This is a genomic window from Cellulophaga tyrosinoxydans (assembly GCF_900176415.1).
GTDB classification, from domain to species: domain Bacteria; phylum Bacteroidota; class Bacteroidia; order Flavobacteriales; family Flavobacteriaceae; genus Cellulophaga; species Cellulophaga tyrosinoxydans.
On sequence record NZ_FWXO01000004.1, the window covers coordinates 145,834 to 158,906 of the forward strand.

Below are 13,073 nucleotides of genomic sequence, written 5' to 3' on the forward strand. Positions count from 1 at the left end.
ACTATTTTATAACCATGGCATTTTTGAATATGCCTTCACCAGTTTTGGCGTTGAGTAAAAATCCGTTTACGACAGCATATTCTATCACTCCGTTTTTAACGAGCAAAAATGATGGGTTAACACCTACATTTAATCTAATTGAAGAAGGAGCTTTAAATTTTGTACTCACAATATTTAAAGGCACTGGAGATGTAGTGAGCGTACTTGGTATTGCAGCGAAGGGCACATATAAAACACCTTGTTTTAATAAGTCTGGGATATCTAATTTTGATAATTCCATTGTAGAATTTAAAACCTTAGTATATACCTTTCCGGGGTTTATTGTATAACCTGTTGCATCAAAAGTTTCATAACCATAAAATGTAGATAAATCTCCTTGGTCCACCACACGGCTATGGTACCAAAAATTTGAATGTTCCTTATTATCTACTTCAATTTGATGAATACCTATATCTAATTTGTATTGCTTGCCTAATAAATCATAATTGGCATTAGTTATCTTTAAATCGAATAACTTTCGATCATTTTCAGGAATTTTTTCATAATCTTCTAAGGGAATATTAGCATAATTCCCTTTTGAAATCGTATAAATAGCGGATAAGATAGACACATAATTAAGCTTTCTTATCTCTTGTTTTTCTGGATCGTTAGAAAACCCACCAGATTCAATTAAAATAGCGCTTGTTCCCCATTTTTGAATATTATCTCCAAAGGCTCTTGGTTCAAAATCGTCATTATAGCGCCCTACTTGTCCTGGCGCATATTTCTGAATAATTTTATTCATAAACACAATAATTTTCATTGCATTGCCACGAACATCATTAATATCTTTTTCGTAATTGTATGCAGGAGCTAAATAAGAAATAGTAGCGGGTTTTTCGGTGCGTTCCGCATTATAGTACGTACTTTGATCATGTAGATTAAATCCAAAATCAGCATCAAGACTGTCGCGAACCTTTTTTAATATTTGTCCTTCAGGAGATTGCAATGCCAATGCATCTCTATTTATATCAATACCTAATGCATTTCTACGAGTAAAAATTTCAGCCCCATCCGGATTTAACATAGGTAAAAAATGGATGGTTAGATTACTTAAAATCTCCTTTTTTTCGGCTACAAAATCATCACTATCTAAAAAATTTAGAATATCAAAAATTGCCTGAGTAGCTGTAGGTTCATCGCCATGCATTTGAGACCATAAAAACACACTAGTTGGTCCTGTTCCTACACTGATTAAGGAAATAGATTTTCCTTCGATAGATGATCCAACCTTTTTAACGGTATAGCCTTTTTTTGACTTATATTTATTTATCAAAGGCTGAATTTGGTTATGCTTTATCCTTCTTTTCTTAATAGTTTTTTCCTGATATTTACTATAGGAATCATATAAAGCAGAAGTAATATCGTTGTCGGTATGTGTATTAGATTCTACTTTGTTTTCAGCACTAACTTGCTGACAAGAAGCGGTACTAAATAAAACTAAGGCTAAAAGGGTGATGATAATTTTCATTTATTGCGTAATTTTTTGAGGTGTTGGTTTAAAATTTAATTTTTTGGTTCGCTTTCGAACCTTGTTCATGAAATCGGTACCTGGATCTGTTTTTATGGTTCTATAATCGTCATTTAATTCTAACCATAATTCGTGGCCTACAAAATTTTCATATTCATAATGTCCAATTAAGTATTCAATATCATATTTATTTTTTAAATAGTTTACTAGCCAAATATTAGCTCTTAATTGTGCTTTAGTTAATGGTAAATCTTCTGTTCCTCCAACATTTTCAATGCCGATAGCACTATAATTTAACCCAATCACGTGTCGAGCCATTTTAGTTTCTGGCATTAATCTAAAAATAGTACCATCTTGATCTACTAAAAAATGCGAAGATACGTTTAGTCCGCTAACAGTTTCAATGTCGGCACGCCAATTAGGCAATTTAGCCTCTTTGAATGCCGAAAATGATCCATCAGCAGTTGGTATTACTGTCCAATGAAGCACGATCATTTTAGGTATAATTTCAGAGGTTTCCTTTGTTAGGCCATATTGCTTTTCTATATAATCTAAAGTCAATTCTTCGCGTTCCGCATTAAAAATAATAGGCTTATCTATTATTTGTTTTTTAACGCCACAAGAGGACAATATTAACAGTACTAAAAGAGATAAATTATACTTTTTCATTTAAAATTAGTTTGTAGCAGCGTCTGGAATTTGCTCCATATTTGTGGTGTCTTTTAGTGTGGCATAAAAAATTACTAACTTTTTCTTACCCCATTCTAAAGCTCTTTTTTTATCCCTACCCATATAAAGATCAATTTTGTTTCGATGTCTGTAATGCATTTTATCTTTTACGATAAATGTATCAGGAAAAGTATCAATACGCACCATGGTGTTATACGTTAAGCCTTTACGCATTAAGTCTCGTGAAACCGCTACCACTTTCATTCCAGGTTTAAGGGTGTCGCCCCATGCTGCAATATTTGGCTTATTTTGAGTTGTTTGTGATGGTAAAGAATTATAGGCTGTTACCGTAACTTTTATAGGATTCCAATCATGCAAATCTAATTGTTGCTTTTCTTGTTGTTTGCAAGCAACTACTAAACCTATTAATATTATCAATGCACAAATTCTTAGAAAAACCATTATTTATTGTCTCTTATTTTGGTAAAGCAATATAGCTATTATCATTCTTCATTAGAGGAAAAGTTTTTGCAGCCCACTCTGCTTTTGCTTTTTCAATTTTTTCTTTACTTGACGAAACAAAATTCCAATAGATGTGCCGCTCTTCAGGAAAAGGAATTCCTCCAAATAAAATAATATGGGAATTTGGTTGCAATACAGTTTTGCAAGTATCTTCAACTTTTGCCACTACAATATTACCTTTACCTACATTTTCACCACAGGCTTCAATGCCACCCGCTACAATACAAATCCCTATTTCACCTTTTAAATGATCCTTTGTGTTTAAATTATAGCTCGCCTTATTCTTTATTTCTACCATAAATAATTCTGAATGAACAGGAACTGGAGATTCCTTACCATAGCCTTTACCTGCAACTAAAGTAAAGGTTGTCGCTCCATCTGTCCAACTAGGTAATTCATTAGCATCAAAATGATGAAATTCTGGTTCACAATCCTCTAGTTCCTTGGGTAAAGCTACCCAAATTTGATATCCGTGAGCCGTAAACACAGTTCCTTTTCTAAGATTTTCTGGTGTTCTTTCAGTATGACTCACACCTTTTCCCGCAACCATCCAATTTACAGATCCTGGCTTTATTAATTGTTGTGTACCAAGACTATCTTCATGTATAATTTCGCCTTCAAGCATAAACGTTAGCGTTGCTAACCCAATGTGCGGATGCTGATCTACATCCATATACTGTTCAGGGCCGAGTGCTGCTGGCCCCATATGATCTATAAAAATAAAAGGACCAATCATTCTTTTTTTACGAAAAGGAATTAATCTACCCACTAAAAAATCGCCAATATCTCTTGCTCTTTCTTCAATAATTAAACCAATGTTAGACATAATTTAATCCTATATTTATCCGAAATTAAAGATACAATATTTAAAAATTTTGAATTAAATGAAATTATTAAAACGAATTGGTTTATTACTCATCCCTATTTTGGGCATAATTATTTATACCAACTATCCAAAATTGAATCTTATATCTGGTTTTGCCTCGAAAAATATGGCATCAAGCGTATTTATTGCAGAGCGAAGTGCAGATTACGTAGCGAATAATGATAATAATATGCCTTTAGTTAAACTCGCTAACGTAAAACTAAATACTAAGGATCAAAGTGCCACAGGATCGGTTTATGGACTAATGCCAAGAAAAAGTATCTATAGAGAAGGTCTAGGTTGTGTTTTAATTAATGATGATTATACAGAAACGGAATCTTTTCCTATTCCGAATAGATTTATAAAAAATGACATACTTCCTTTTCCATATGGCGCAATTGTGTTGAAGGATACTTTGTTTGCCAATGTTGATTATGACAAGCTATATGCTGCTATAAACAACAGTTTTTCTAATCCTGATGTAAAGAAAACAAGATCTGTTTTGGTTTATCATAAAAACAGAATTATTGGCGAAAAATATGCCGAAGGATTTAATGAAAATAGCAAAATTTTAGGATGGTCTATGACAAAAAGTATCGTTTCTACTTTATATGGAATATTAGAATATAAAGGTGAAATAAATCTTAACCACAGCGCGCCTATTGATGCTTGGCAACAAGATGAACGAAAAAACATTACAATAAACCATTTACTTCGGATGCAAAGTGGTTTGGCATGGGAAGAAGATTACACCAAAATATCTGATGTTACCAAAATGTTATTTCTAGACGCTGACATGACCGCATCACAAGCTAATAAAAAAGCTATTGCAGCACCTACTAAAATTTGGAATTACTCTTCCGGTACTACAAATTTACTTTCCGGAATTTTACGCAAACAATTCGACAATTATCAAGACTACTTAGATTTTCCTTATCGTGCATTAATAGATAAAATTGGTATGAATTCTATGTTGCTCGAAGCAGATATGGAGGGGAATTATGTAGGGTCTTCTTATGCTTGGGCCACCACACGCGATTGGGCAAAATTTGGCATCCTATATCTAAATAAAGGAAATTGGAATGGAGAACAGTTATTTGATGAAAAATGGATAAATTATATCACTACACCAACGGAGCACTCAGATGGTACCTACGGAGCACATTTTTGGTTAAATGCCAATGGAAAATATCCGAACGTTCCAAGAGACATGTATTCAGCTAATGGGTTTCAAGGTCAACGTGTATATATCATACCCTCTAAAGACTTGGTTATTGTAAGAATGGGACTAGCAGAAGATCCTGAATTTGATTTTAATAGTTTTTTAAACGAAATACTAAGTGCAATTAAGTAAAAAAACTATTTGTAATAACTACACAACATATTTAAGCTAGTTGACAACAATAATTACATATTCACGAAGATGAAAACTACATTTACAATGTAAATAAAAAAGTAAATTTTCATTTTCATATAGTGTTCTCGTAAAAAGAGCTTTGCCCACAAGACAAAGCTCTTTTTTATTTTTATAATTACCTCACCTTAGTTTATCTCAATAATTTCTGCATTGGCCATAAATGACTCACTCATTCTAGACATTCGTTCATCAAATTGAGTACCAAATACTACGTATTGACATTTTTCAAGACTTTCAGGTGTTCTAATTAAATCAGAATATACACTTGCCTTGTACAGGAATTCAGCATCTTCAACTATAAAAAGCTTTAATAGTCCTAAATTAATTCCGTTTAAGTAAAATATTTTATTTAAGCGTTTAGGTGTTGCTATCACTATATCTACCCCATCATAAATATCTGCTCGTTGATCTTCAAGATTCTGTTCATCGTAGGCACAATAAATTCTTAAATCCATTCTGCGCGTATACTTTTCAAATTCAGCGGCTAATTCTAATGCAGACTGTTTGTCCTTGACAAAAATTAATGCTCTAGGTGCATCATCTAAAGCTTTACAATCCAATTTCTGAAGTGTTGCAATTATAATGGCTGTAGTTTTTCCAGCACCTTGTGGAGCTATACCAAATAAACTGGCACCTCCTTTTATTTTGGAGAGTACAGCCTTTTGAAACGCTGTATAGGCTGTAATCTTATTATTTTGTAGTACTTCCTTTAATTCTGGCTGTAATTTTTTATATGACATAAGTTACTATGATTCCTTATTCTTACTAATTTTTAGATGCTCTTCTGTATCCATTTTAAGGCTTTACCACAAGTATTGGGTAGTTCACAACAATAGTTTTCTAAAACTGAATTTCTCTTTTACTTTAGTAGTGTAATTAAAAAGAAATAAATTTTTTCATTTTCATATAGTGTTCTCGTAAAAGGCCTTGTCTTAATTGATTGGGTCTTTTTTAATTTACACCCCTACCACATTAGCTAATAAAATAATGGCAACCTCAACTTTAAAGAGCTGCAAAGTTCCTGTCTAAGGAATCCATTTATTTTTACCAAAATCTGGTTTACGTTTTTCTAAAAATGCATTTCTACCTTCTTTGGCTTCGTCGGTCATATAGGCCAATCGCGTGGCTTCGCCAGCAAATACTTGTTGTCCAACCATACCATCATCTGTCAAATTCATGGCAAATTTTAGCATTTTAATAGATGTTGGCGATTTTGCCAATATCTCTTGAGCCCATTCGTATGCTGTATCCTCCAACTCGTCATGAGGAATAACAGCATTAACCATTCCCATTTCAAAAGCTTCTTGCGCAGAATAATTACGTCCTAAAAAGAATATTTCTCTTGCTTTTTTCTGACCAACCATTTTGGCTAAATATGCAGAACCGTAACCGCCATCAAAACTAGTTACATCAGCATCGGTTTGTTTAAATATGGCGTGTTCTTTACTAGCCAATGTTAAATCACAAACCACATGTAAACTATGTCCTCCACCAACTGCCCATCCTGGAACAACAGCAATCACAGCTTTTGGCATAAAACGTATTAAACGTTGAACCTCAAGTATATTTAAACGATGCATACCATCCTCTCCAACATAACCTTGGTGCCCCCTAGCCTTTTGATCGCCTCCGCTACAAAATGAATAGACACCATCTTTTGTAGAAGGTCCTTCAGCTGAAAGCAAAACTACGCCTATCGATGTGTCTTCTTGCGCATCATAAAAAGCTTGGTATAATTCGCTTGTGGTTTTTGGTCTGAAGGCATTTCGAACATTAGGTCTATTAAAGGCTATTCGAGCAACTCCGTCACATTTTTTATAAGTAATATCCTCGAATTCTTTTACCGTTTTCCAGTTGATTTTTTTCATTTTTTTAATTTCACTTTAATCGCAGGGCGATAGCCCTTTAGTTATAATTTCCAACGTGTTGCGTCGGAAATACAGGTTCAGGTTTCTACCCTGAGGTTTAATCCCATTTAGAATTCCAAAGATAAGAGAAAATATATGGAATGATAAAAATGAATAGCTTGAATTCAGCAGAGAAATAGCATTACTTTTCTATGGCATTAGGAATTTTTAGCTTCAATCCATTTAGACATGTATTTAGTACTTTGCATGGTTTGGTGATGCAGTAAACTACCTATAAAATTACCCTGACGATTAACTGATAAATTATCTTGATAATTATGAATAGCGTCTAATAAATTAGTTGACCATTTTTTCGCATTGAATTCCTTATTGATGAGGTCGTAACCATTTTTTTGAGCATGTATAAATAAGGCTTCATCAGTATATAAAGCAACGGCCTTTTCCGCTATTTCTTCTGCCGTATTGCCAATAAGTCCATTAAATGACAGAGCGCCAGAATAACCTTCCATGCCAATTGCTGTTGTTATACTGGGAGTTCCATAAATCATGGCATCGAGTAATTTGCCTTTTAAACCTGCACCGTAACGTAGCGGTGCTAAATTTATGCGTGAATTTGAAAATGTTTTTTCTAGGTTTTCTGTAAAACCATCAACAAAAAAACTTTCATTTGGCTTATGCATTTCTAGAATCTGTTGTGGTAAATAAGATCCATAAATATGCAATTTCGCAGTTGGCAATTGCTTACTAATCAATGGCCATATCTCGTTTTTAAGCCATAAAAATGCATCTACATTAGGCGCATGCTTTCCATTACCGATACAAATAAAATCTTTTCGAGATTCAAAACTAGGATAGTCATTTTGAATTTTTTCAGTAATAGGTTTAGCCAAAAATGGAAAATAGATTAACAGGGCACTTAACACTGGAAGATGTTCTTTAAGAAATGCCATTTCAAAGCTCGAAATAATTAAAGAAATATCACAACGCAACATGCTAGCAATTTCTCTTTTAGTAGCATCATGTTGCAACCACATATTTGCGGTAAACGGAATATTTTTTTTAAATAGTTCCCCTCTAACTACCCGTAAACTATGCAAATCTTCAGTATCTAAAATACGTAATGCATTGGGTACTTTTTCGGTTACACGCCAACCAAATTGTTCTTCGGTTAAAAACCGATCAAAAATGACGATATTGGGTTCTAAGTCTACTATAAAATCATCAAAACTAGAATTATTTAATTCAATTTTAGCTTTAGAAACATTAAGTTCTTTTAAATTATAAGAGTATTCCGAAGTTACTGCTGTACTACTAAAAATTACCTTAAAATCAGCTTCAAGAAAAATCTGAATTAATTGCATAATGCGCGTTCCTGCTGCAGTAGTAGGTTCTGGCCAATTTACTCCAATAAAAAGCACTTTTTGCATTTTACAAGTGAACTAAAGTTTTTCAGAAAATTTTTGCGAAATTTTTAAACGTAGTTTTCGTTCGTAATCTTCCGCAAGCCATTCCTTATAATTCTTTGTATTATTCATGATGCAATAAGAATATAAACGAACACGATATTCAATGTCCTCTTTTAGCTGCTTAGCAAGAATGCGGGCTTCATAAACATCCTTACTATTTTCCATACATATTTTAGCATGCTGATCTAAACTCCTTTCAAGTACAATTTTAGATTTTAAACCCTGTGCAAATACTTTTTTATACTCTTTTTTAACATCAAATTCTAGATCCGTGGATTTAGAAAATTTTGCTTTTAAATCGTCTGGCATTTCATAAACAAAATCCCGTTCAATATCATCATCACTTTTAATATTTTCGAGATAAAAGTCTGGAAAATGAAATATCTCTTTCCAATCTATTGGCGCATCCCACAAGCCAAAACGCGCCACATTATTCCCCATGTCAATAACCTTAAACGTATCTTTATTAGGTAAAATTCGCGATCCTCTACCTATCATTTGAAAATATAAGGTTAATGATTTTGTTGCCCTATTTAATATGATGGTTTCTACAGTGGGTTCATCAAACCCAGTGGTTAAAATACTAACTGAGGTTAAAATAGCATCTGGAGTTTCAGAAAACCATTTCAATATTTCTTTACGTTCTGAAGCGTTGTTCTTATTATCTAAATGACGAATATTGTACCCTGCTTTTTTAAAAGTTTCATAAACGTATCTTGAGGTATTAATTCCGTTGTTGAAAATTAAAGTTTTAGTTCCTAGCGCTATATCTTCATAGGTAGAAACCAGCTTACTAAGCATACTATAATTACCATATAACTCATCAGAAGATTTAACGGTATAATCACCACCTACACCTAATTTCAAAGTTTTTAAGCTTACATCACGGTTATATACATCGGCCTTTGCTAAAAATTTCTTTTGAATTAAAGATTGAATAGATTCTCCGATAATTAGTTTTTTATAATTATCCTTCATCGGGAGTTTTATATTGGAACTCAATGGTGTCGCTGTAACCCCAAGAATAATAGCTTTCTTAAAATACTTGAAAAGCTTTCTAAATGAATTATAGTGCGCTTCATCAATAATTACGAGTCCAATATTATTAATTTCAACTTTCTCCTCTTGCAGTCGATTATTAAGTGTTTCTACCATGGCAACAAAACACATATAATCATCTTGATCTATAAGCTCCTTAACACTACTATTAATTACTTTATTTTTAACGCCAAATCCTTTTAGCATTTTAGACGTTTGTGCGCCTAGCTCAATTCTATGGGTAAGTACAACCACCTTTTTCTTACGTTCGTTTATAAAACGACGGGCAATTTCAGAGAATACAACAGTTTTTCCGCCACCTGTAGGAAGTTGGTATAATACATTAACATCATCAGGAGATTCGTTTAAATACGTGAAAATGGTATTCAAATCTTCTAATTGGTAATCGTATAATGTTTTTTCTGTTGTAGTATTTTGCAATTTCAAAAGCTCTGCTAAAAATTAATTCTTTCGTATTTTTTAATCTCTAAAAAAAACGAATTACGCCAATCTTACAAAACTAGCAGAATTTTATGCGTTAAAGAAATATTACAACGTAATTAATTAAAATCTCAATCCACTTTATCTAAAACAGCTGAAAATTCGGTGTAATTTGGCCATTCTTGTTCTTCAACTTTATTAAAGATAATGGCTATTCTATTTCTAAAATCCGGAAGTAAACCCTGCTGAGAAACATAAACCACCGCCTGATCAAATGAATTGAGCATACTTTTGTAAAAAGTGTCAGCGACCTTTTTCTCTGAGGAGAAGGTTTGTGCTATTTCAATATTAAAGAGCATCAGATCTGCCAATAAATGTGGCTCTACTCCAAGTTTAAGAAAATGCTTAATATATTTTTGAGCTATAGATCTTCGCATTCTTGCGCGTTTTCGTTTAACCGGAAAATACTCATTGGCTATTTTTGTTTTGGCTTCTTGAATTAGTTTATCCTCTTTAGGATTAAAAACAAAATCGTAATACTCCTTCACCATAGGGAAACGCTCATACAAATCTATCAACTGTAATTCTAGCTCTTTTTTCGGCAGACTCTGTATAAATTCCTTTAATGCTCTTTTGCTCATGGTACTTAAGTAATAATTCTTGAAATATTATTAACAACTGGTGTAATATCATAAATTTTTCACAAATAAAAATGTAAAACTAAATATTCCTTTGAAAAGTCTTTAAAAAAACGTATAATGTAAGTTCGAACAATAAAGACATATATGAGGCAACTAAAGATTATTAAGCAGGTAACAAACAGAGAATCTAAATCATTAGATAAATACTTGCAAGATATTAGTAAGATAGATTTAATAACTGCCAATGAAGAAGTAGACTTAGCACAAAGAATTAGAGAAGGAGATCAGGTAGCACTAGAAAAGTTAACAACAGCCAATTTACGATTTGTAGTTTCTGTTGCAAAACAATACCAAAATCAAGGACTTACATTACCAGATTTAATTAACGAAGGAAATGTAGGTTTAGTAAAAGCAGCCAAGCGTTTTGATGAAACAAGAGGTTTCAAATTTATCTCATATGCCGTTTGGTGGATTAGACAAGCTATTTTACAGGCTTTAGCAGAACAATCCCGTATTGTACGATTGCCTTTAAACAAAATTGGTTCCATTAATAAAATTAAAAAAGCATTTTCTTATTTAGAACAAGCGCACGAAAGACCGCCTTCTGCCGAGGAAATTGCAAAAGAACTAGAAATGACGGTTTCTGAAGTGCAGCAGTCACTTAAAAACTCAGGAAGACACGTTTCTATGGATGCACCCTTAAAAGAAGGTGAAGATTCTAATTTATATAATGTTTTAGGTTCAGGAGATTCTCCTAATCCGGATAAAAAACTATTACAACAATCGCTTTATATAGAAATAAATCGTGCTTTAGAAACACTCTCACAACGTGAAGCCGATGTGGTTAAACTTTATTATGGTATTGGAGATCAACACTCCATGACACTGGAAGAAATTGGACAGACGTTTGACTTAACCCGAGAGCGTGTAAGACAAATTAGAGAAAAAGCCATTCGAAAATTAAAACACAACTCAAGAAGTAAAATTTTAAAAACCTACTTAGGTTAGTAAAAATAGTATCATAAAAAAAAGCTCACCATTGGTGAGCTTTTTTTGTGCTATTTTCTTTTTCTAAGAACGACTAAGTTCGTTAATATTATAATCTCCTAATATTTCATTTAAATTGTTAATGAAATTTACGTAAGCCGAGTTTTCTTGATTCTTGTTTGCCATAGGTATGTTTTTATTTTGGGATATTATTTAAAAAAAATCTAATTCTACTAATTCATTTAAACTTAAAATCTCGTTAAGATCTTGTAAGAATGTTAAATATTCTTCGCCGTAGGTATCGTATAGCATATTTAAAAGATTTGGTTTATTTATAGTATAAATATATTTCAAGAGTATAAATGAACCAATATAATGTGGTGAAAGAAGCAGAAAATGTTGTAAAAACAACATAATTTAAATGTCTAAAATTTAAATTGGTAATCTAAACCAATTGATGCTGCATAAAAAAACTTTCCTGGATCAAAACTTAGTTCCTGCCTGGTAATACCCATACTAGCCCTGTAGACACTAGGATTTTCTTTTATAGTAAATTGATATTCAATTTGTATTTGTTGCGACTCCAAATACAGTAATGTTTCCGCTAATACAACAGACCCATTTTTAAATTGCTTTAAATCTGATGCATAGCCATAACTAAGGTTGACTCCCAAAAAATTGTATTTATCTTTAAAGTACTTACGAGCTAATAAATTACCCGAAATATTATAAGTGTTATTTGCCGAAGGTGTCACATAGGGCCGTAGAGAGAAATAATAATTACCCCTATACATACCAAAAGAACCCGTATATACAAACACATTACTTGTGTTAAAATCTAAATAGCGTACACCTAAAGATGCTTCCATTGCCTTAGGAAGATTTGCATACAACTCCGCTCCTGCCCTATGATTTGGATAAATCTCTGAATTGGAAAATCCATAATTTAAATAAGCATTTAGTTTTTTTGAAAACTTGGGGTATGCATCAATTTCATATTGAACTCCATTAGTTTGAAACCTATTGCTGTAATTAATTCTTGGAATTATAGCTCCATATTTAGTTTTACGATTATAATATATACTAGCGTATAGCATAGGATCATAAATAACATCAAAAACATCCGCAGCCGCAGATAAACCAATAGCATTGTTTGTAGTTTCTCCTGCTTCAGCATCTAAATAAATAACCTCTTCCACTGTTTTTGCTACGGTAATACCAATCTCAGCCTTTTCGTGCAGTGCTTTTATCTCTAGATTATCTGGAAAGTAGAGCAGCGCTTTATTACTTAAACCTAAGGCGATATAATAGTTCTCGGCATAAATTTCATTCTTAATGGCAGCCTCCCAAACTTCTAAGTTCAATTTTTCTTTTGAAATGATTGCATTAAACTCATTTCTGGCTTTATCATAATTACCATCCCAACTATAAGTTTTGGCCAGAAGATTTCTAACATCTGCATAATCCGGATATGCTGATAATATTAATTTTAGAGAATCTCTAGCTGCTACCCTATCTCCAGCAAATGCTATTTCCCGTGCCTTCATAAATGAGGCATCTGGATTACCGGCATACACTTTTTCTTGGGCTTGAAGTGCACTCAAGAAAAAGAAAACTGGTAGGAAAAATAGGGTTTGTTTAAATTTCAT

At 32.8% G+C, this 13,073-nt stretch carries 12 protein-coding genes; 2 read left to right on the forward strand and 10 right to left on the reverse strand.

Going from position 1 to position 13,073, the window contains the following annotated elements:
• Window position 1: 1 nt before the first annotated feature.
• From B8963_RS12185 to B8963_RS12200, 4 genes are read right to left on the reverse strand one after another with little or no spacing between them, the layout of a single operon-like run.
• Window positions 2–1,510, reverse strand: a complete 1,509-nt coding sequence (locus B8963_RS12185) for a M14 family metallopeptidase (protein ID WP_084061807.1) — start codon at window positions 1,508–1,510, stop codon at window positions 2–4.
• On the reverse strand, window positions 1,511–2,179 hold the full coding sequence (locus B8963_RS12190) for a peptidoglycan recognition protein family protein (protein WP_084061808.1): 669 nt from the start codon (window positions 2,177–2,179) through the stop codon (window positions 1,511–1,513). It abuts the gene before it with no gap.
• 6 nt (window positions 2,180–2,185) lie between these two features.
• On the reverse strand, window positions 2,186–2,617 hold the full coding sequence (locus tag B8963_RS12195) for a 3D domain-containing protein (RefSeq protein WP_234989662.1): 432 nt from the start codon (window positions 2,615–2,617) through the stop codon (window positions 2,186–2,188).
• Between the two features lie 37 nt (window positions 2,618–2,654).
• Window positions 2,655–3,527: a pirin family protein gene (locus B8963_RS12200; RefSeq protein WP_084061810.1), complete on the reverse strand. Its 873-nt coding sequence runs from the start codon at window positions 3,525–3,527 to the stop codon at window positions 2,655–2,657.
• 58 nt (window positions 3,528–3,585) lie between these two features.
• Here B8963_RS12200 and B8963_RS12205 point away from each other — a divergent pair, with 58 nt between their 5' ends.
• The gene (locus B8963_RS12205) at window positions 3,586–4,920 is read left to right on the forward strand and encodes a serine hydrolase domain-containing protein (protein ID WP_084061811.1); all 1,335 of its coding nucleotides are present in this window, start codon (window positions 3,586–3,588) and stop codon (window positions 4,918–4,920) included.
• Between the two features lie 188 nt (window positions 4,921–5,108).
• Here B8963_RS12205 and B8963_RS12210 read toward each other — a convergent pair whose 3' ends face one another.
• The 5 genes from B8963_RS12210 to B8963_RS12230 form a co-directional block, all read right to left on the reverse strand.
• Window positions 5,109–5,723, reverse strand: a complete 615-nt coding sequence (locus B8963_RS12210; protein ID WP_084061812.1) for a DEAD/DEAH box helicase — start codon at window positions 5,721–5,723, stop codon at window positions 5,109–5,111.
• 285 nt (window positions 5,724–6,008) lie between these two features.
• Window positions 6,009–6,851 carry a 1,4-dihydroxy-2-naphthoyl-CoA synthase gene (locus B8963_RS12215; protein ID WP_200810839.1) on the reverse strand — a complete coding sequence of 281 codons (843 nt, stop codon included), beginning with the start codon at window positions 6,849–6,851 and terminating at the stop codon, window positions 6,009–6,011.
• A gap of 197 nt (window positions 6,852–7,048) precedes the next feature.
• The gene (locus tag B8963_RS12220; RefSeq protein WP_084061813.1) at window positions 7,049–8,278 is read right to left on the reverse strand and encodes a glycosyltransferase; all 1,230 of its coding nucleotides are present in this window, start codon (window positions 8,276–8,278) and stop codon (window positions 7,049–7,051) included.
• 12 nt (window positions 8,279–8,290) lie between these two features.
• Window positions 8,291–9,802, reverse strand: a complete 1,512-nt coding sequence (locus tag B8963_RS12225; protein ID WP_084061814.1) for a DEAD/DEAH box helicase — start codon at window positions 9,800–9,802, stop codon at window positions 8,291–8,293.
• A gap of 125 nt (window positions 9,803–9,927) precedes the next feature.
• Window positions 9,928–10,437, reverse strand: a complete 510-nt coding sequence (locus tag B8963_RS12230) for a DUF6155 family protein (protein WP_084061815.1) — start codon at window positions 10,435–10,437, stop codon at window positions 9,928–9,930.
• 144 nt (window positions 10,438–10,581) lie between these two features.
• On the opposite strand from B8963_RS12230, the gene B8963_RS12235 reads away from it, so the two are divergent.
• On the forward strand, window positions 10,582–11,445 hold the full coding sequence (locus tag B8963_RS12235) for a sigma-70 family RNA polymerase sigma factor (RefSeq protein WP_084061816.1): 864 nt from the start codon (window positions 10,582–10,584) through the stop codon (window positions 11,443–11,445).
• Between the two features lie 404 nt (window positions 11,446–11,849).
• On the opposite strand, the gene B8963_RS12245 is transcribed toward B8963_RS12235, so the two are convergent.
• Window positions 11,850–13,073 (reverse strand): YaiO family outer membrane beta-barrel protein, encoded by a 1,224-nt coding sequence (locus B8963_RS12245; RefSeq protein ID WP_084061818.1) that lies wholly within the window; start codon window positions 13,071–13,073, stop codon window positions 11,850–11,852.